Genomic DNA, 17,458 nt, shown 5'->3' with positions numbered 1-17,458 from the left:
CGCATGTCCGACAAGCAAGGCATTCACCTGGCCATCGAGCTGGCCACGCAGCGCCGCGACGCGCTGGCCCAATGCCTGGGCCTGGCGCGCCAGCAATGGGTGTCGGCGCAGATGCAGCTAGACCAGCTCGAAAGCTATGCGCAGGAAAGCACCGCGCGCTGGGGCGCGCAGGCGGGCCGGCACCATCCCGAGTTGATGCGCCATCACTACCAGTTCATGGAACGGCTGGTGCAGGCCATCCAGATGCAGACCGGCATCGTGGGCGAGCACGCGGGCCATGTGGCGCGCGAGGCCGCCCAGGTGCGCGAGGCCGAGGCCCGGCTGGAGGCATTGCGCCAGGTGCAGGCCCAGCGTGATCGCGAACAGCTGGCGCTGACGATGCGCCGCGAGCAAAAACAGTCCGACGAAATGGCGGCGGCGCAGTACCGGCGCCTGCGCGCGGCCGGCCGCGTCGGGGTGACGGGATGAGCATCCAGCCGTTGAACCCCAGCAGCCAGGGCGTGGAGCGCGCCGGGCTGGCCCGAGGCAGCGCGCAGGAAGATGAAGCCGTGGCCGGTGATGGCGCAGGCGGCGCCTTTGCGGGCCTGCTGGCGGCACAGGACGAAGCGCCTGTGGCCGCAGACCCGGCGCCGAGCACCGAGCGCAAGGATGAGGAAGTGGCGGATGCCGCGACCGACCCGCAGGCCGGCGCACAGGCCATGGGCCTGCTGCTCGCGCAAAGCGCGTGGACGCAGACGCGCACGGCTGCGCGTTCCGATGCGGGTGAGGCCGCGGTGCTGTCACCCACGCGTGGCCGCGCACAGGGCATGAGCGATGCCGGCCTGCCTGGCACGGCCGCCACCGAATGGCCCGGGCAGGAAGCGGGCACCTCAACCGACACAAGCACAAACGCGCGCCCAGGCCAGGCCGATGCCACGGCCGCGCGCGAGACACCTGCCACCGAAGCGGCCAGCGCCGCACGCCATGGCAGCGCCGCCGCTGCATGGGACGCCGCACTGGGCCTGCCCACCGCGGCGCTCGCGCAAGCCAAAACTGCGGCCTCCGCGCTGCGGCCTCAGGCCCTGCCGGCCGCGGCGACCCGCGCCGCCGCGCGCGAGACCGCATCAACGTCCATCACAGCCGCAGCCACGCAGCGCGAGCGCGCGCAGGAGCCAGGCGGCCGATGGGCGCCCCGCGCTCTGATGCCAGTGGCCGCGCCCGTGGAGGCGGCAGCACTGGCCATGAATGCGGCCGCACCGCAGCTGGCGCGCGCACAGAACACCGAAGGCAGCCCAGGCAGCGTGCTGCCCGGCGCGGCCGTGGTGGCCGATGCGCCATCGTCACTGGCCGACCCGCAGGCCGGCCAGGGCGCTGCGGCTTCGCCGTCACCCGAAGCCGCGAGCTTTGCCAATGAGCTGGCCGATCAGGTGAGCTGGTGGCTGAGCCAGAAGACCCAGGGCGCCGAGATGACCCTGGACGGCCCGGGTGGCGAGCCCGTGGCCGTGAGTGTGCAGATCCAGGGTCACGAGGCCCACATCGCCTTTCGCAGCGAGCAGGCCGCCACGCGGCAACTGCTTTCGGGTGCGCTGGGGCAGCTGGAGCAGATGCTGGGCAGCAGCGGGCTGGCGCTGGGCCAGGTCAGCGTGGGCTCGGGCATGGCCGGGCGCGAGGAGCGCCGCTCATCTGCCGCGCCCGAGCGCGTGGGCGCTACAGCTGGCGCAGGCCGCAGCGAAAGCGCAGCGCCAGGCCAGCCCGGCACACCGGCAACCCGCGCCGGCGCGCTGCGCGGCGGCGTCAACGGCGCGGTCGATCTCTACGTCTGAACGTTGCCGCGGGCGGCGCGGGCAAGCGGCGATGAAGGGGGCTTTTGGCCCGCTTTTCCGCGGCTCGCGCGCGGCATGGCGCCGAATAATTCCTTCATCCAGGCCGGCGCCTCCAGGGCAGCCGGCGCACTTCTGAAGAAGGAACCACCGTGTCAGCCACCCCCGCGGACAGCCAGGCCCCGGCGCCCAAGGCCAAGGGCAAGCTCCTCATCATCCTGCTGGCAGCGCTCATCGTGGCAGCCGGCGCGGCGGCGGGCGGCTGGTTCTACCTGCAATCCCGGAAGAACCTGGCCGCGCAGGCGCAGGACGAGGCGCACGAGGCCCCGGCCGCCAAGCGCGCCACGCCCACCTACCTGGCGCTGGAGAACATGGTCGTCAACCTGGCCGATGCCGGCGGCGAGCGCATGGTGCAGATCGGCATCACGCTGGACCTGAACGATGCCAAGGTCGTGGACGAGGTCAAGAGCATGATGCCCGCCGTGCGCAACAGCGTGCTGCTGCTGGTGTCGCAGCGCAGCTCCGAGGAACTGCTCAAGCTCGACGGCAAGGAGAAGCTGGCCGCCGACGTGCGCGACGAGATCTCGCGCGCGCTGGGCTACGACGTGCCGCGCGCCGCGGCCCGGGGCCAGGACGGCGATGACGCCGACGAACGCCCGCGCCGCCGCACCCGCGTGCCGGCCTCGCCCGTCAACGGCGTGCTCTTCTCGGCCTTCATCGTCCAGTAGGCGCGTCCATGAGCGAGAAGGCCGACAGCAGCCCCGTCGCCCCCGCCGCGCCCGAAGGCGAGAGCGACCTCGTCGAGCGCATGGCCGAGGCGGCCGTGCGCGACTACAACCTTTCCACCGAACAGCGCTGGGTGCGCAAGCCCATGCCCACGCTGGAGATCGTGAACCAGCGCTTCGAGCGGCACCTGCGCCAGGGCCTGTTCCAGCTGCTGCGCCGCAGTGCCGAGGTGCGTGCTGCGCCCGTCACGGTGCAGCGCTTTGGCGAGTTCGTGCAGCAGCTGGCCAACCCGGCAAGCCTCAACGTGGCCACGCTCAATCCGCTGCGCGGCCATGTGCTGATCAGCTTCGAGGCCGCCGTGGTGGGCGCCACGGTGGACCTGATGTACGGCGGCAATGGCAGCCTGCAGGCCGCCATGGAAGGGCGCGACTTCTCGCCCACCGAACAACGCGTGATCCAGCGCCTGGTGCAGGTCGTGTGCGCGGCCTACAACGAGGCTTGGCGCGAGATCTATCCGCTGGAGCTGGCGCACCAGCGCTCCGAGGTGCATCCGCAGTTCGCCGCCATTGCCTCGCCGGCCGAGATGTCGGTGGTCACCAGCATGCAGCTCACGCTGGGCGGCTTTGAAGGCGCGCTGCACATCTGCAAGCCCTATGGCGTGCTGGAGCCGCTGCGCGAGGTGCTCTATGGCCCGCAGCAGGCCAGCGCCATGGCCGAGGACCGGCGCTGGGTCTCGCAGCTCTCGCGCGAGATCCAGCAGGTGGAAGTCTCGCTGGTCGCCGAACTCGCACAACCGGCGCTGACCGTGGGCCAGGTGCTGGCCATGAAGCCCGGGGATTTCATTCAACTGGACCGGCTGCCGCTGATCGCGGCCACCGTGGAAGGCACGCCGGTCTTCGCCTGCAGCTATGGCACGCACGACGGGCGCTACGCGCTGCGCGTGGAACAGAGCCTGCACAGCGCGCAGCCGCACTGGCTTGGAGAAAAGCATGTCCACTGAACAGCAGCAACCCCTGTCGGCTTCGGCCGAGGCCGCTTCATGGGCGCAGCCCCTGGAGGGCATGGCCTCGCCGCAGCTCGACGCCGGCGGCGCCGCGGCCTTGCAGGACATCGGCCGCGTGCTGGACATCCCGGTGCAGCTGTCGGTGGAGCTGGGCCGCAAGAAGGTGCCGATCAAGCATGTGCTGCAACTGGCCCAGGGCTCGGTGATCGAGCTCGATTCGCTGGCTGGCGAGCCCATGGATGTGCTGGTCAACGGCTACCTGGTGGCGCGCGGCGAGGTGGTCATGGTCAACAACCGCTTCGGCATCCGCCTGACCGACGTGGTCACGCCCTCGGAGCGCCTGCGCCGCATGAACGGCGCCACCTGAGCTTTTGCCCATGACCCAGAGTCTTCTGACCATCGTCCTGTTCATCGGCCTGATGGCGGCGATGCCCTTCGCCATCCGGCGGCTGCAGCAAAAGCGCGCGTTGCCGCTGGGCCCCTCGGGCCCGGCCTGCAAGCTGATCTCGGCGCTGGCCGTGGGGCCGCAGCAGCGCATCCTCACGGTTGAAGTGGGGCCTGAAGGCGCGCGCAGCTGGCTGGTGGTGGGCGTGTCGGCCCAGGGCATCACGCCGCTGCACACCGTGGCCGCACCGGAGCCTTTACATGTGGCGCAGTAAAGGGCCTTGGCTGCGCGCCGGCCTGCTGCTGGCCGCTGGCGCCGCGCTGGCCGTGCCGGCCTGGGCGCAACAGGCACCCGCGGTACCGGGCCAGCTGCCGCTGGTGATCGGTTCCTCGGCCGGTGGCACCAGCTATTCGGTGCCGGTGCAGACGCTGCTGTTCTTCACGGCCCTGTCCTTCCTGCCGGCCATCGTGCTGATGATGACGGGCTTCACGCGCATCGTGATCGTGCTGTCGCTGCTGCGCCAGGCGCTGGGCACGCAGTCGGCGCCGCCCAACCAGGTCATCATCGGCCTGTCGCTGTTCCTCACGCTCTTCGTCATGGGCCCCACGCTGGACCGCGTCTACGACGAGGCCTACACGCCCTACACCCAGGGCACGCTGAGCTTCGACGAAGCCGCGCAGCGCGCCCAGGCGCCGATGCGCGAGTTCATGCTCAAGCAGACGCGCCAGTCCGACTTCGCGCTCTTCGCGCGGCTGGCGCGCCTGCCGGCCGAGACCACCGCCCAGACCGCGCCGCTGCGCGTGCTGATCCCGGCCTTTGCCACCAGCGAGCTGAAATCGGCCTTCCAGATCGGCTTCATGATCTTCATCCCCTTTCTGGTGATCGACATCGTGGTCTCCAGCGTGCTCATGTCGCTGGGCATGATGATGCTTTCGCCGGTGCTGGTGGCGCTGCCCTTCAAGCTGATGCTGTTCGTGCTGGCCGACGGCTGGAACCTGCTGCTGGGCTCGCTGGCCGCCAGCTTCGTGAGCTGAGTTCTTCGCCATGGACGCACAGACCGTACTGACCATCGGCCGCGACGCGCTGATCCTGCTGCTGATGCTTTCGATGCCCGTGCTGCTGGTGGTGCTGGGCGTGGGCCTGGTGGTCAGCATCTTCCAGGCCGTCACGCAGATCAACGAGGCCACGCTGGCCTTCGTGCCCAAGCTGGTGGCGGCCGTGGTGGTGCTGGCCATTGCCGGGCCGTGGATGCTCACCACGCTGGTGGACTACTTGCGCCGCACCATCGAGTCGATCCCCGGCATGGTCGCCTGAGGGCGCGCGTGTGGAGCGCCGCCGGTGCTGACTTTTGACGAATCGCAGCTGATGGCCTGGGTGATGCCCTGGCTGTGGCCTTTCTTGCGCGTGCTGGGCCTGTTCACCACGGCGCCCATCTTTTCGGCGCGCGCGGTGCCGGTGCGCGCGCGCATCGGCCTGGCGGCGCTGGTGGCGCTGGGCGCGCAGGCCACCCTTCCCGCGTCGCCGGCCATCGGCCTGAACGACCCGCTGGCGCTGGGCGTGCTGGTGGAGCAGGTGGCCATCGGCATGGCGCTGGGCTTTGCGGCGCGGCTGGTGCTGGCGGCCATCGAGCTGGCCGGCGAGCTGGTGGGCCTGCAGATGGGGCTGAACTTCGCCTCCTTCTTCGACCCGGTGAGCAATGCGCAGGTCAGCGCGGTTTCGCGCTTCTTCGGCAACATCGCGATGCTGCTGTTCATCGTGATCAACGGCCACCTCACGGTGCTGATGGCCGTGATCAAGAGCTTTGAGGTCTTTCCCATCGGCTCGGGTGCCATGAGCGCCTTCGGCCGCCTGCGCCTGCACGAGCTGGGTGCCGAGCTGTTCGCCAGCGCGCTGTGGATCGCGCTGCCCATGGTGGCGCTGCTGCTGTTCATCAACCTCGTGATGGGCGTGATCTCGCGCGTGGCGCCGCAGATGAACATCTACGCCATCGGCTTTCCGATCACGCTGGTCAGCGGCCTGGCCGGCATGGCGCTGGTGCTGCCCATGATGGAGCAGCCGCTGCTGGCGCTGATGGAGCGCATGCTGGGCCTGTTCACCGGCGCGCGGTGATGCTAGATCAGCTCGTTGCGTATCGCGTAGGCCGTCAGGGCGGCGTTGGTGGGCAGGTTGAGCTTCTCGCGCACGCGGCTGCGGTAGACGCTCACGGTCTTGGGGCTGAGCATGAACTCGGCCGCGATCTCCGACAGCTTCTTGCCCGAGGCGATGCGCACCAGCGTCTGCATCTCGCGGTCCGAGAGGTCGTGGTGCGGCGCGGTTTCGCGGATCGGCTTGGCGATGTTGTCGGCCAGCACCTGGGCCAGCTCGCGCGTGACGTACTTCTGGCCGCGGGCCACCGAGCGCACGGCGGCGATCAGGCGGTGCGGGTCGCTGGTCTTGCTCAGGAAACCGAAGGCGCCCGCGCGCAGGCAGCGGATCGCGTACTCGCGCTCGGAGTGCATGGAAAAGATCAGCACCTTGACCGTCGAGCCGCTTTCCTGGAGGCCTGCCAGCAGATCGAGTCCGCCGCGGCCCGACAGGGCCAGCTCCATCACCAGCACGTCGCAGGGCACGGTGCGAAGCAGCTCCTTGAGCTGCGTCGCGTCGGCGGCCTCGCCGGTGATGCGGATGTCCACCGCATCCGAAAGCACGTCGCGGATGCCGCGAAGCACCACGCCGTGTTCGTCGCAGGTGATGACGTGGATCATGATGGCTGCGCTCCGGGCCAGGGCTGTGCGGCGCGAAGCATGAAAGCGCGGGGCTTCGCGAAGAAGGGACGGGATGGATTCAAGCGCAGGGAACGAGGCGGTTTCATGTCAACACGGGGCGCCGGTGGCGCGGCGCGCGGCTGGCGCCAGAGGGAAATTTCCACCCGATGTTAGTGCCCGCCCATGACCCTTGCGAAGCCATGCCTGCTGGCCTGGGTGGCAGGTGCGCCGCAGCTCAGTGGGGCCGTGGCACGGCGCATACGGCCATGTCCTGGCGGCGGGTCTGCTGGGCGCAGTCCAGGTGGGCCTGCAGCGCCTCGGTGCGGGCCTGCGTCAGCTCGGCCAGGCAGGCGTTGACGGTCATCGCATGGATGCTGCCGCCGGCCGAGCGCGTGGTCTGGAAGGCGCACTCTGCATCGCGGAAGGCCAGCCACTTGCGCTGGGCGTCCAGCAGTTGCGTGCGGGCGTTCTCGTCGCCTTTCATGCGATCGCGCATCTGCCGGTACAGCTGGTTGAGCCGGTCGTCCGCCTCCTTCAGGTCGGCGGCCGCACAGGCCGTGAGCTGGGCCTGGGTGAGGGCCTTGTCGTAGCAGGCCGGCCCGGCATGGGCCGCGGGCGCGGTGGCGGAGAACAGCAGCAGGGCGCAGGCGGAGAAAAAGGCGGACGGCAGCGGAGACAGCTTCATGCAAGGGGTTCCGATGGGCGGCGGCGCGCGCGGGCAGCCTCAGCGGCCACGCGCGCACATCACGAGGAAAAGGCAGTGGTGGCGATTCTGACCAACAGACGATGGCCCCGTGGGCACCCGGGAGACAATGACCACCTGCCCCATTTTTCCCGTGAAGGACCCGCATCGATGAACACCGCCGAGCCGAGGATGAGCAACCTCTTTCTGCAACTGGGCCTGGACGCCTCGGACCCGGCGATCGCCGACTTCATCCGCACGCACCAACTGCCGGCCGCGCAGAACATCGTCGATGCGCCCTTCTGGAGCGAGGCGCAGCGGCAGTTCCTGGCCGAGCAGATCAAGTCCGATGCGGGCTGGACCCTCGTGGTCGACCAGCTCAACGAATCGCTGCATGAAGATGCGGTGAAGCAGCAGACCGGGCTGGCCTGAAGCCCGGCCCGGCGCCAACCTCGAAGGGGGAGATACGCAGCGCGAGGCGCTTTGGATGCATGGCCCCGCAACCGGGTCGGCTTCCTCATCCGCCAGGCAGGGGCTTCCGTAGAACAGGCACCTGCCCCGTTTTGGGCAGGCACCCAGAAACAGGAGCCTCCCATGTCGTCGAAGAAAACCGCATCCCGTCTGCTTGTTGCGCTTGCTGTGACCGCCGCCTTTGCCGGTGCCGCGCCCATCGTCCACGCGCAGGTCACGGTGGGTGGCGCCCCGATGTACCCCACCAAGGACATCATCGACAACGCCGTCAATTCCAAGGACCACACCACGCTGGTCGCGGCCGTCAAGGCAGCGGGGCTGGTCGAGACGCTCAAGGGGCCGGGGCCCTTCACCGTCTTCGCGCCCACCAACGACGCGTTCGCGGCATTGCCTGCGGGCACCGTCGACACGCTGCTCAAGCCCGAGAACAAGGCCAGCCTGACTGGCGTGCTGACCTACCACGTGGTGCCCGGCAAGTGGGACGCAGCGGCCATCACCAAGATGGTGGCCGACGGCAAGGGCCAGGCCATGATCAAGACCGTGGCCGGCGGCACGCTCAAGGCTTCGGCCCAGGGCGGCAAGCTGATGCTGACCGACGAAAAAGGCGGCATGGCCAGCGTGACCATTGCCGACGTCTACCAGTCCAACGGCGTGATCCACGTGATCGACAAGGTGCTGCTGCCCAAGTAAGACAGCCGCGTGCTCGCGCTGCGGCCTGGTGCGGCCAGGCCCGCGCGCGGCCGTGCGCGCGGCCCTAATCCTCGACGCTGTAGAAGTAGCGCACGCTCGACAGCGGCCAGGGCTTGACCAGGATGGACTGATTCGTCGAGTTGCCGTTGATGGTCATGATCTCGTCGGCCAGCGGGCTGGCCACGATGAAGTGGTGGACGTTCTGCGCGATCACCGCGATGTCGCCTGGCCGGCAGTTGCGCGAGAAGTTGAGCTTGAGCTTGCTGGGGCCGGCACCCATGCGCCACTTCGTCTCCACGCCTGCGCTTCGTACCACCCAGGTGGCGAAGATGCCGCACCAGCTCACCCCGTCGCTGTTGGGTTGGGGAATGCGCCGGCCGGGGATGCGCACCCCGTCATAGGTGGCCTTGTCCTTCCACTTCTGCTCGGTCCAGCCTTCCACCCCCTCGTCGAAATACTGCTTGAGCCGTTTCCAGCCGGCGCGCACCGTTTCGTTGCCGTCGCGCACGGTCTTGAGGTCGGTCACGGCGGGTTCGGGCAGCGCCTCGCCCATGCCGATTTCCAGGATCCTGCGGCGCAGCGGCGACAGGCCCTGGGGCAGGGTGAAGGTGGGTGGCGGCTGCGGGGTGGGCGGCAGATGGCCCGGCGGCGTGACGATCTGCGGCGGCGTGATGCCGCCGGGTGGCGGCGCCGGGGCGGGCGGCGCCGCGCCCGGCGCCTGGTCGAAGCCCTGCAGCCGCTCGATGGTGCGCTGTCCCACGTCGACACGCCCGTCGGCGGAATTGAACTGCGCGAGCTGGAACTTGCGGATCGCCCCCACCGTCAGCGGCCCGCATTTGCCATCGGGCTCCAGCCTGGGCTGCGGCCCGCCGTTGCCGGTGGGCACGTTGTTCAGCATGGACTGGATGGTCACCACGTCGTTCGTCAGGTTGGCCCCGCCCAGGCCCACCGACGCCAGGATGTTTCGTGCCGGCATGCGTCCTCCTTGATGAAAGACATGCGGCGCAAAGTCTAGGCAGTCTGCCGAAGCCCGGTAACTGGCCAGAGGTGCAGGTCGCAGGCTGGCGGTGCGAGGGCTTGGCGCCGCCGTGTCGCCCATGTGGCGTAGGCCGGCGGCTTGGTGGCGGCGCCATAGGGGTCTACGCGGGCCGCGCGCAACGGCGCAGCGCTGAGCGGCGAGAGCCAGCGCCGGCAGGGGTACGATCAACGCTGGCCCGCAGGGTTGGCGCCGCTTCGGCGTGCTTGAGTCAGGGAGACGAACTGATGAAGACGGACTGGAATCTGGTGCGGTCGATGATGAACGCCGCCATCGACGCCTGCGAGGCGCTCGAGATGGCGGGCTACGACGAGCCACACCGACCACTGAAGCTCAGCAATGGCCAGGCCACCGTGTATGACCTCGTGGTCAGCGCCTGGACCCTGCCCGAGTCGATGCGCTACCAGATCATCCGCGCACGGCACGACGCCGGCACCGGCGCGCCCTATGTGCAGGAGTCCGCGCGCATCCTCGTGAACATGGCGCAGGCCGCGGCCGAGCTTGCTGGCGCACCCACGCCGCAGCCCGTGGCGCAGCCGCTGCAACACATGATCGAGTGGTACGACAAAGCCATGCCCGAACTGCGTGCGGCCATTGCGCGCGGGTCGGCGGCCTAGAGGCCCTGCAACTGCGCCAGCTCCATCGGCAGCCCCACGTAGTTCTCGGCCAGCGAGGTCGAGGCCGCGCGCGAGTTCACGAGGTAGTCCAGCTCGGCTTCCTGGATCTTCTGGCCGAAATCGCCGGTGTCGGGGAAGCGGTGCATCAGCGAGGTGAACCACCACGAGAAGCGCTCGGCCTTCCACACGCGGCGCAGGCAGGCGGTGGAGTAGTGGTCGATGCCCGCGCTGGACTTCTCGCCGTAGTACTCGCGCAGGGCCTGCCAGAGGTAGCCCACGTCCGATGCGGCAAGGTTCAGGCCCTTGGCGCCGGTGGGCGGCACGATGTGAGCCGCGTCGCCGGCCAGGAACAGGCGGCCGAAGCGCATCGGTTCGGCCACGAAGCTGCGCAGCGGCGCGATGCTCTTTTCCAGCGAGGGGCCGGTCACCAGGCGTTCGGCCGCTTCCGGGTCCAGCCGCAGGCGCAGCTCGTTCCAGAAGGCTTCGTCGCTCCAGTCCTCGGCCTTTTCATCAAGGCTGCACTGCACGTAGTAGCGGCTGCGCGTGGCGCTGCGCTGGCTGCACAGGGCGAAGCCGCGTTCGGTGTTGGCGTAGATCAGCTCGTGCGAGACCGGTGGCACGTCGGCCAGGATGCCCAGCCAGCCGAAGGGGTAGACCTTCTCGTACTCGGTGACGGCGCCTTCGGGCACGCTCTTGCGGCTGATGCCGTGGTAGCCGTCGCAGCCGGCGATGAAGTCGCACTGCACGGTGTGGGTCTGGCCGTCTTTGGTGTAGGTCACGCTCGGGCTCGTGCCGTCGAAGTCGTGCAGCGCCACGTCCTTGGCTTCGTAGATCGTCGTCAGGCCCGCGGCGGCGCGGGCTTCCATCAGGTCGCGCGTCACCTCGGTCTGGCCGTACACGGTCACGCGCTTGCCGCCAGACAGGCCATGCAGGTCGATGCGGTGGCGCTGGCCCTTGAACAGAAGCTCGATGCCGTCGTGCGGCAGCCCTTCGGCCTGCGCGCGCTGGTCCACGCCTGCGGCCTTGAGCAGGTCCATGGTGATCTGCTCGAGCACGCCGGCGCGGATGCGGCCCAGCACGTACTCGCCGCTCTGGCGTTCCAGGATGATGTTGTCGATGCCGGCCTTGTGCAGCAGCTGGCCGAGCAGCAGGCCCGAGGGGCCGGCACCAATGATGGCGACTTGGGTGCGCATGGGATGTCTCCGGGGAAGATGTGTGGACGCGGGAAAGGGGGGGCGCGTCGCGACGACGGACGGCGTCGCGGCATGTGTGCAAGCCTAAGTGCGCCCGCCCTGGTGCGTGCAAGCCGCATCCAGGCTTTGTGCGATGATCGGCTGCAGTGCGCGATGATCGCGCAACGGCTGAAGCAGCAGGAGTTTGAGCGGATGAGCATCGCCAAGGCGGACCTGATCGAGGGCATGGCCAAGGGCATGTCGGTGCTGGAGAGCTTCGACACCGAACGCCAGCGCCTGAACGCCACGCTGGCGGCGCAGCGCGCCGGCCTCACGCGGGCTGCCGCGCGGCGCCACCTGCTCACGCTGGCGCACCTGGGCTACCTGGAAACCGACGGCAGCTACTTCTGGCTGGCGCCCAAGGTGCTGCGCTTTTCGGGCAGCTACCTGGCTTCGGCGCGGCTGCCGCGGGCCATCCAGCCCACGCTGAACCGCCTGGCGGCGCAGACCGGGGAATCGTTTTCGGCCGTGGTGCGCGACGGTGACGAGGTGGTGATCGTTGCGCGCAGCGGCACCCTGCGCATGCTGGCCTATGGCCTGCACCTGGGCGCGCGGCTGCCGGTGCATGCCACCTCCACGGGCCGCGTGCTGCTGGCCGCCGAGACGCGGGCCGCCTTCACGGCCTGGATGAAGGGCCGCGCGCTGCCGCGCCTGACGCTGCACACGGTGACCGAGCCGCGGCGCTTTCGCGAAGTGATTGCGCAAGTGCGGCGGCTGGACTATTGCGTGGCGATCGAGGAACACGAGCTGGGTGTGCATGCGCTGGCCGTGCCGCTGCGCAACATGCAGGGCCGCACGGTGGCGGCGCTCAACGTGGTCGCCTCACCCGCGCGCACCGGGCGCGAAGCCATGGAACGCGAGCTGCTGCCCGCCATGCTGGACGCGGCGCGCGAGTTGCGCGGGCTGCTGTAGCCCAGCCTTCAGCGCGAGCGGCTTGCGGTGCCGGGCTGCGCCGCCGCAGCCACACCCGCGCCGCGCACTTCCAGGCGGATGCTGTGCAGCACCTGCCCGCGCGCGTCGGCCAGCTCCACGGTGTGGCGCCCGGGCCAGGGCAGCCACTGGGCCTGCGCACCGCGCGCGAAGGTCTTGCCGTCCATGCGCCATTGCAGCCTTGCGCCTTCGGTGCTGGCGTTCACGCCGTCGGCCTCGAAGCGCACGCGCTGGTGGCGCGGCGGGATGTCGGGGTCCAGCGCCAGGATGGTGCCGTCTGCCGGCGCGGCAATGCGCACCACCTGGGCCTTGCCGCCTGGCGCATCGGTCGCGGCGTTCGCCGTGTCATCGTTCAGGCCCAGCCCGGCCTGCAGGCGCGCGGGTGTGAACAGGGCCTGCGCGGTGCCGCGCAGGAACCATTCCTCGCGCGCCGCTTCGAGCGCCTGCGCGCTGCTGCTGCTGCTGCCGCCTGCCGCGCCAGGGGCCGGGCCGAAGCGCACGGCCTGCTGCTGCACGCCGGCGGGGGGCGCGGGCGCGCGGCTGGGTTCGCGCGCATGCAGGAAGGCCATCACCTCGGCCCACACGGGCGCGGCGCCGCTGATGCCGCTCACGTCCCACATGGGCGCGCCGCTGGCGTTGCCCACCCACACGCCCACGGTGTAGCGCTCGCTCCAGCCCACGGCCCAGTTGTCGCGCATGTCCTTGCTGGTGCCGGTCTTCACGGCGCTCCAGAAGCGCGTGGCCAGCACGCTGTCGGTGCCGAAGGTGCGTGCGCGTGCATTGCCGTCGGACAGGATGTCGCCCACGATGAAGGCCGCGCCGGGGTCCAGCACGGGCGTGAAGGCCGGCGCGGGCGCGCCGGGTTCGGGCAGCAGCAGCCGCGTCTGGCTGAAGCGCCCGCCATTGGCCAGGGTGCGGAAGCTGTTCGTGAGGTCCAGCAGGCGCACTTCGGCGCTGCCCAGGGCCAGGCTGAAGCCGTAGTAGTCGCCGCTTTCGCGCAGCGCGATGCCGGTGCTGCGCAGCTGGCGCGCAAAGGCTTCGGGCGTGACCATGACCAGCGTGCGCACCGCCGGCACGTTGAGCGAGGCGGCCAGCGCCGTGCGGACCGAGACCGTGCCCTTGAAGCTGCGGTCGTAGTTCTGCGGGATGTACAGGCCGCCCGAGGTGGGAATCTGCGCCGAGGAATCTTCCAGCAGCGATGCGGCCGTCAGGCGGCGCTCGGCGATGGCCTGGGCATAGAGCAGCGGCTTGAGCGTGGAGCCGGGCTGGCGCGGCGCCAGCACGGCATCGACCTCGCGCGCGCGGCTGAGGGTGCCCGAGGAGCCGATCCAGGCCAGCACCTCGCCGCTCGCGTTGTCCAGCACCACCAGCGCCCCGTCTTCCACATGGCGACCGCGCAGCTCGCGCAGGTGGCGCTGCAGCGATTCAACGGCCATGCGCTGCAGCGGCGCGCGCAAGGTGGTGCGCAGCGAATCGCTGTGGAGGTCGGGCTGCAGTGCGGCCTGCTGGCGCAGCGCCTGGCGCGCCACGTGCGGTGCGATGCCCTCGCTGGCATCGAAGGCGCGGCGCGCCAGTGCGGCCTGGGTGAAGAACTGCAGCGCGCCGCAATCGGCCTTGTGCGTGGGCTCCACGGTGCGCATCACCTCGCAGGCGCGTTCGGCCACGCGCGCGGGGCTGGCGTTGGGCGCGCGCACCAGCGCGGCGGCCACCGCGGCCTCGCGATCGTCCAGGCCATGCGCGGCCTTGCCGAAGAGCGTGCGCGACAGCGCGTCGATGCCCACCAGCTCGCCGCGGAAGGGCACGCTGTTGAGGTAGGCCTCCAGGATCTGGTCCTTGCGCCAGCGCCGTTCCAGCTGCGTGGCCGTGAGCGCCTGTCCGATCTTCTGGCCGAAGCTGCGGCCGTCACGCCCGCGCCGCAGGTCTTCGTCGAGCAGGCCCGCGAGCTGCATGGTGAGCGTGGACGCGCCGCGCGTGCGCGTGTTCCACAGGTTGCCCCAGGCCGCGGCCGAGACGGCGCGCCAATCGACGCCGCTGTGTTCATGGAAGCGCCGGTCTTCGCTGAGCACCAGCGCCGTGCGCAGCGCGGGCGACACGTCGGCCAGCGCCACCCATTGGCCGCGGCGCACGCTGGCGTCGGTGCGCACGCGCTGCAGCAGCACGCCCTGGCGGTCCAGCACCTGCACGTCTGAAGGTTGATGCGCGGCGCGCACTTCTTCGAAGGCCGGCAGCGCCCAGGCCGTGGCGGCGGGCAGCGCGAGGCACAGCGCTGCGAGCAGGGCGAAAGCAGGGCGGGTCGTCTTCATGGGCAGGCCGCTACTTTAAGCGGCCCACCGCGCGCTCAGAAATCAGCCGTGGCCGAGAGCAGGAAGGTGCGCGGCGCGCCCAGGATGGCCAGGCCGTCGCGCCAGCTCGCGTCCCAGTAGCCGCGGTTGGTGGCGTTCTGCAAGGTGGCGCGGATCGTGAGCGGATAGCCCGCGGCCTGCAGCGTGTAGCGCGCGCCCAGGTCCAGGCGCGTCCAGGCCGGGTTGCGCTGGGTGTTGGCGCTGTTGAGCCAGGCCGCGCTGTTGTAGATCACGGTGCCCGACAGCGTCAGGCCCGGCACGGCCGGCACGTCCCATTCGCCGCCCAGGTTCACCTTCCACTTGGGCGCGGCCGGCGGGGTGTTGCCCTGGTTCACGCCGCGCGCGGTGCGCGTGAGTTCGGCATCGGTGAAGGCCACGCCGCCCAGCACGCGCACGCTCTTCGTCAACTGGCCGAAGGTGTTCCATTCCACGCCGCGGTTGGTCTGCTCGCCTTCGGCATCGACGGAGTAGCGCGTGGGGGTGGTGTAGACGTTGATGGTGCTGGGCTTCTTGATCTCATACACCGCGAAGGTGTTGGTCCAGGTGCCCAGGTCCCACTTCAGGCCCAGTTCCGTCTGCTGCGTGGGCAGCGGCGGGATGGTCTGGCCGTAGTTGGTGGCGGCGGTGTCGGTGATCTGCGAGCCGCTGGTCAGGCCCTCGATGTAGTTGCCGTACACCGAGAGCTGCGGCGTGATCTTGAACAGCGCGCCCACGGCCGGCGTGGTCTTGTTGGCGCGGTAGCTGCTGCTGCGGCGAACCAGGTTGCTCAGCGGGCTGGCCAGGTTGGCCGACATGGGCGTGTAGCCCTCCAGGCTCACGCGCTGTTCTCGCAGGCCCAGCGTGAGCTTGAGCCGGTCGTCGAACATCGACAACGTGTCGGTCAGCGCCACGCTCTGCAGCGAGGTGTGCGAGCGCGGCAGCGGCAGGTAGTCGGCCGTGGTCAGCGGAATGCGGGAGGGGTTGTAGATGTTGGAGCTGAAACCCGGCGTCAGGCGCGTGGTGGACGAGCCCGCATCGATGCTCATCTGCTGGCCGCCCAGGCTCCACTGGTGCTTGACGGCGCCGGTGCGGAAGTTGCCGCGCAGGCCCGCTTCGGTGGCACGCGTGTCGTTGTAGCCCGTGCCCGGCGGCAGGGTGGTGGCGTTGTTGCAGCCGCGCACGTTGCCGCAGAAGTTGCCAAAGGCATCGACGTTGCGCGCCGCGGTGGACAGGTAGCCCGTGTAGTAGTGGTGGCGCTGGCCGTAGCCCAGGTAGGCCGTCAGGTTGTCCAGGACGTCCACCTCGCCGCGGAACATGGCGCCGGTGTCGGATGCGTCCATGTAGGTGCCGGGGAAGAAGTTGGTTTCGGCGCGCGGCGCCTTGGGCACGGTGGTGGAGCTGAACTGCGCGAAGACGCCGATGCCGTCGTTGGTGCGGTAACGCTGGTCGTACAGGTCCAGCGAGAAGCGCGTGCGGTCGCCGCGCCAGTCCAGGCCCACGCCGGCCACGCGGCGGCGGTTGCTCATGGAGTCGGTGGCCGTCTGTCCGCTCATCGAGGCCGCGTTGATGCGCACACCCCATTGCTTGCGGTCGCCAAAACGGCGGCCCAGGTCCACCGCACCGCCCAGTTGCCGGTCCGAGGCATAGCTGGCCGTGATGCGCGTGATCGGGTCGTCTTCGGCGCGCTTGGGCACGATGTTGATGCTGCCGCCCACCGAGCCGTTGGGCGACTGGCCGTAGAGCAGGGCGCTGGGGCCGCGCAGCACTTCCACGCGGTCGGCCAGCTCCACCGGGATGCGGCCATAGGGCGTGACGCCGTACATGCCCGACCAGGTGATGTCATCGCCATAGGCCAGGAAGCCGCGCAGCTGATAGAACTCCAGCCCGTAGGCCGAGGGGCTGGCCTGGCGCACGGCCGGGTCGGCCACCAGCACGTCGGCGATGCTGCGCGCCTGCTGGTCCTCGATGGTCTTGGCGGTGTACGCATTGACGCTGAAGGGTGCGTCCATCAAGTCGACGTTGCCCAGCACGCCCAGGCGCGCACCACGCGCGACCTGGCCGCCGGGGTACACCGGCGGCGCGCCGGCCACCGAGTTGGCTTCGACCGTGATGGTCGAGAGGGTCTGGCCGTCGGCGGCCGCCGTGCCCTGGGCGTGCAGCGTGCCGCACAGGGTCAGGGTGGCCAGCAGCGTGGCGGTGGGGCGCAGCCGGGGGCGCGCATGCAGGCGCGCGCGCCGTGCAGGGGAAGGCGAGGTCATGGAAACCAGCTCCGGAACAGGAAAGGAAAAAAGGCCGGTGCTGGTGACTTGGCTTGCGGCTACGTGGCACCTCTGGGGCGCAGACGAAGCACCGAGATGAGAATTATTCCATATTCCCCTTGTCTTCCTGGGGTTGGCGGGAGGCTGCACGAAGAGCATCCCTTGGATGGCGCCGCGATGGGCTGGCGTCCTGCACCTTCGGGCCGCGGCCCTGGCGCAGCATGGCGGCCTGATTGAATGTCGAAGGAGTCTGAAAATGATCAAGACCTTGGCCGCGGCGGGCGTCGCCGCCTTCGTGCTGGCCGGCTGCGTGGTGGCGCCGCCGCCCCATCCGCACCCGCCGCCGCCCGGCTATGGCTACGGCCACGGTGGCCCTGGCGGCCCGGGCGGCGACCGCGACCGCGATGGCGTGCCCAACCGTTATGACCGCGACCGCGACAACGACGGGGTGCCCAACCGCTACGACCGCCGCCCCAACGACCCGCGCCGCTGAGCGTCTTGGCCCCGCGACGGGGCTGGCGACTCACCAGGAAAAAAGAAAAGCATCGGCCGCGCATGACGCGG

General features: G+C 70.0%; 20 protein-coding genes. 14 read left to right on the top strand and 6 right to left on the bottom strand.

Annotated features, from left to right (window positions below):
- Positions 1-3: 3 nt before the first annotated feature.
- The 9 genes from PGB34_RS02525 to fliR all read left to right on the top strand — a co-directional run bounded on the left by PGB34_RS02525 (position 4) and on the right by fliR (position 6,022).
- Positions 4-468, top strand: coding sequence for a flagellar export protein FliJ (locus PGB34_RS02525; RefSeq protein WP_271426490.1), 465 nt, complete (start codon positions 4-6; stop codon positions 466-468).
- Positions 465-1,802: a flagellar hook-length control protein FliK gene (locus PGB34_RS02520; protein WP_271426489.1), complete on the top strand. Its 1,338-nt coding sequence runs from the start codon at positions 465-467 to the stop codon at positions 1,800-1,802. The genes PGB34_RS02525 and PGB34_RS02520 overlap by 4 nt, the downstream gene beginning before the upstream one ends.
- A gap of 149 nt (positions 1,803-1,951) precedes the next feature.
- A complete protein-coding gene (locus tag PGB34_RS02515) occupies positions 1,952-2,527 on the top strand; it encodes a flagellar basal body-associated FliL family protein (RefSeq protein ID WP_271426488.1) in 576 nt (191 codons plus the stop codon).
- Between the two features lie 8 nt (positions 2,528-2,535).
- The gene (gene fliM / locus PGB34_RS02510; protein WP_271426487.1) at positions 2,536-3,525 is read left to right on the top strand and encodes a flagellar motor switch protein FliM; all 990 of its coding nucleotides are present in this window, start codon (positions 2,536-2,538) and stop codon (positions 3,523-3,525) included.
- Positions 3,515-3,895 (top strand): flagellar motor switch protein FliN, encoded by a 381-nt coding sequence (gene fliN / locus PGB34_RS02505; protein ID WP_271426486.1) that lies wholly within the window; start codon positions 3,515-3,517, stop codon positions 3,893-3,895. Before fliM ends, fliN begins: the two co-directional genes overlap by 11 nt.
- 10 nt (positions 3,896-3,905) lie before the next feature.
- The gene (locus PGB34_RS02500; protein ID WP_271426485.1) at positions 3,906-4,187 is read left to right on the top strand and encodes a FliO/MopB family protein; all 282 of its coding nucleotides are present in this window, start codon (positions 3,906-3,908) and stop codon (positions 4,185-4,187) included.
- Positions 4,174-4,947, top strand: a complete 774-nt coding sequence (gene fliP / locus PGB34_RS02495) for a flagellar type III secretion system pore protein FliP (protein ID WP_271426484.1) — start codon at positions 4,174-4,176, stop codon at positions 4,945-4,947. Before PGB34_RS02500 ends, fliP begins: the two co-directional genes overlap by 14 nt.
- A 10-nt stretch (positions 4,948-4,957) precedes the next feature.
- On the top strand, positions 4,958-5,227 hold the full coding sequence (fliQ, locus tag PGB34_RS02490; RefSeq protein ID WP_271426483.1) for a flagellar biosynthesis protein FliQ: 270 nt from the start codon (positions 4,958-4,960) through the stop codon (positions 5,225-5,227).
- A 24-nt stretch (positions 5,228-5,251) separates the two neighbouring features.
- Positions 5,252-6,022, top strand: a complete 771-nt coding sequence (fliR, locus tag PGB34_RS02485; protein WP_271426482.1) for a flagellar biosynthetic protein FliR — start codon at positions 5,252-5,254, stop codon at positions 6,020-6,022.
- A 2-nt stretch (positions 6,023-6,024) separates the two neighbouring features.
- On the opposite strand, the gene PGB34_RS02480 is transcribed toward fliR, so the two are convergent.
- Entirely contained in the window at positions 6,025-6,657 is a 633-nt protein-coding gene (locus PGB34_RS02480; protein ID WP_271426481.1) for a response regulator, read from the bottom strand.
- A 235-nt stretch (positions 6,658-6,892) separates the two neighbouring features.
- Positions 6,893-7,342, bottom strand: coding sequence for a lysozyme inhibitor LprI family protein (locus PGB34_RS02475; RefSeq protein ID WP_271426480.1), 450 nt, complete (start codon positions 7,340-7,342; stop codon positions 6,893-6,895).
- Between the two features lie 168 nt (positions 7,343-7,510).
- Between PGB34_RS02475 and PGB34_RS02470 the strand changes: the two genes are divergently transcribed.
- Positions 7,511-7,771: a DUF2789 domain-containing protein gene (locus PGB34_RS02470; RefSeq protein WP_271426479.1), complete on the top strand. Its 261-nt coding sequence runs from the start codon at positions 7,511-7,513 to the stop codon at positions 7,769-7,771.
- Between the two features lie 162 nt (positions 7,772-7,933).
- Positions 7,934-8,500 carry a fasciclin domain-containing protein gene (locus tag PGB34_RS02465; protein WP_271426478.1) on the top strand — a complete coding sequence of 189 codons (567 nt, stop codon included), beginning with the start codon at positions 7,934-7,936 and terminating at the stop codon, positions 8,498-8,500.
- Between the two features lie 64 nt (positions 8,501-8,564).
- Here PGB34_RS02465 and PGB34_RS02460 read toward each other — a convergent pair whose 3' ends face one another.
- The gene (locus PGB34_RS02460; RefSeq protein ID WP_271426477.1) at positions 8,565-9,476 is read right to left on the bottom strand and encodes a peptidoglycan-binding domain-containing protein; all 912 of its coding nucleotides are present in this window, start codon (positions 9,474-9,476) and stop codon (positions 8,565-8,567) included.
- Positions 9,477-9,763: 287 nt separating this feature from the next.
- On the opposite strand from PGB34_RS02460, the gene PGB34_RS02455 reads away from it, so the two are divergent.
- A complete protein-coding gene (locus PGB34_RS02455; protein WP_271426476.1) occupies positions 9,764-10,153 on the top strand; it encodes a hypothetical protein in 390 nt (129 codons plus the stop codon).
- Here PGB34_RS02455 and pobA read toward each other — a convergent pair.
- Positions 10,150-11,346, bottom strand: coding sequence for a 4-hydroxybenzoate 3-monooxygenase (gene pobA / locus PGB34_RS02450; RefSeq protein ID WP_271426475.1), 1,197 nt, complete (start codon positions 11,344-11,346; stop codon positions 10,150-10,152). The genes PGB34_RS02455 and pobA overlap by 4 nt on opposite strands.
- Positions 11,347-11,538: 192 nt before the next feature.
- Between pobA and PGB34_RS02445 the strand changes: the two genes are divergently transcribed.
- Complete coding sequence (locus PGB34_RS02445) at positions 11,539-12,297, top strand: IclR family transcriptional regulator domain-containing protein (protein WP_271426474.1); 759 nt, start codon at positions 11,539-11,541, stop codon at positions 12,295-12,297.
- Positions 12,298-12,305: 8 nt separating this feature from the next.
- On the opposite strand, the gene pbpC is transcribed toward PGB34_RS02445, so the two are convergent.
- Positions 12,306-14,618, bottom strand: coding sequence for a penicillin-binding protein 1C (gene pbpC, locus PGB34_RS02440; protein ID WP_271426473.1), 2,313 nt, complete (start codon positions 14,616-14,618; stop codon positions 12,306-12,308).
- A gap of 35 nt (positions 14,619-14,653) precedes the next feature.
- Complete coding sequence (locus tag PGB34_RS02435; RefSeq protein ID WP_271426472.1) at positions 14,654-16,894, bottom strand: TonB-dependent receptor; 2,241 nt, start codon at positions 16,892-16,894, stop codon at positions 14,654-14,656.
- 256 nt (positions 16,895-17,150) lie between these two features.
- Here PGB34_RS02435 and PGB34_RS02430 point away from each other — a divergent pair, with 256 nt between their 5' ends.
- Positions 17,151-17,387 (top strand): hypothetical protein, encoded by a 237-nt coding sequence (locus PGB34_RS02430; RefSeq protein WP_271426471.1) that lies wholly within the window; start codon positions 17,151-17,153, stop codon positions 17,385-17,387.
- Positions 17,388-17,458 lie beyond the last annotated feature (71 nt).

The sequence above is a fragment of the Xenophilus arseniciresistens genome, from assembly GCF_028023875.1.
In the GTDB taxonomy this organism is placed as follows: domain Bacteria; phylum Pseudomonadota; class Gammaproteobacteria; order Burkholderiales; family Burkholderiaceae_C; genus Xenophilus; species Xenophilus arseniciresistens.
Note: the sequence above shows the minus strand (reverse complement) of the source record. Positions and strands in the feature narration are given on the sequence as shown.

What these genes read in the sequence shown, in the direction of transcription:
- PGB34_RS02460 (WP_271426477.1), bottom strand. Translation starts at nt 9,476, where the DNA reads ATGCCGGCACGAAACATCCTGGCGTCGGTGGGCCTGGGCGGGGCCAAC.
- PGB34_RS02480 (WP_271426481.1), bottom strand. Translation starts at nt 6,657, where the DNA reads ATGATCCACGTCATCACCTGCGACGAACACGGCGTGGTGCTTCGCGGC.
- PGB34_RS02435 (WP_271426472.1), bottom strand. Translation starts at nt 16,894, where the DNA reads ATGACCTCGCCTTCCCCTGCACGGCGCGCGCGCCTGCATGCGCGCCCC.
- fliN (WP_271426486.1), top strand. Translation starts at nt 3,515, where the DNA reads ATGTCCACTGAACAGCAGCAACCCCTGTCGGCTTCGGCCGAGGCCGCT.
- fliQ (WP_271426483.1), top strand. Translation starts at nt 4,958, where the DNA reads ATGGACGCACAGACCGTACTGACCATCGGCCGCGACGCGCTGATCCTG.
- PGB34_RS02465 (WP_271426478.1), top strand. Translation starts at nt 7,934, where the DNA reads ATGTCGTCGAAGAAAACCGCATCCCGTCTGCTTGTTGCGCTTGCTGTG.
- PGB34_RS02470 (WP_271426479.1), top strand. Translation starts at nt 7,511, where the DNA reads ATGAACACCGCCGAGCCGAGGATGAGCAACCTCTTTCTGCAACTGGGC.
- fliM (WP_271426487.1), top strand. Translation starts at nt 2,536, where the DNA reads ATGAGCGAGAAGGCCGACAGCAGCCCCGTCGCCCCCGCCGCGCCCGAA.
- PGB34_RS02520 (WP_271426489.1), top strand. Translation starts at nt 465, where the DNA reads ATGAGCATCCAGCCGTTGAACCCCAGCAGCCAGGGCGTGGAGCGCGCC.
- PGB34_RS02455 (WP_271426476.1), top strand. Translation starts at nt 9,764, where the DNA reads ATGAAGACGGACTGGAATCTGGTGCGGTCGATGATGAACGCCGCCATC.
- PGB34_RS02525 (WP_271426490.1), top strand. Translation starts at nt 4, where the DNA reads ATGTCCGACAAGCAAGGCATTCACCTGGCCATCGAGCTGGCCACGCAG.
- PGB34_RS02500 (WP_271426485.1), top strand. Translation starts at nt 3,906, where the DNA reads ATGACCCAGAGTCTTCTGACCATCGTCCTGTTCATCGGCCTGATGGCG.
- PGB34_RS02475 (WP_271426480.1), bottom strand. Translation starts at nt 7,342, where the DNA reads ATGAAGCTGTCTCCGCTGCCGTCCGCCTTTTTCTCCGCCTGCGCCCTG.
- fliP (WP_271426484.1), top strand. Translation starts at nt 4,174, where the DNA reads ATGTGGCGCAGTAAAGGGCCTTGGCTGCGCGCCGGCCTGCTGCTGGCC.
- PGB34_RS02445 (WP_271426474.1), top strand. Translation starts at nt 11,539, where the DNA reads ATGAGCATCGCCAAGGCGGACCTGATCGAGGGCATGGCCAAGGGCATG.
- PGB34_RS02430 (WP_271426471.1), top strand. Translation starts at nt 17,151, where the DNA reads ATGATCAAGACCTTGGCCGCGGCGGGCGTCGCCGCCTTCGTGCTGGCC.
- pobA (WP_271426475.1), bottom strand. Translation starts at nt 11,346, where the DNA reads ATGCGCACCCAAGTCGCCATCATTGGTGCCGGCCCCTCGGGCCTGCTG.
- pbpC (WP_271426473.1), bottom strand. Translation starts at nt 14,618, where the DNA reads ATGAAGACGACCCGCCCTGCTTTCGCCCTGCTCGCAGCGCTGTGCCTC.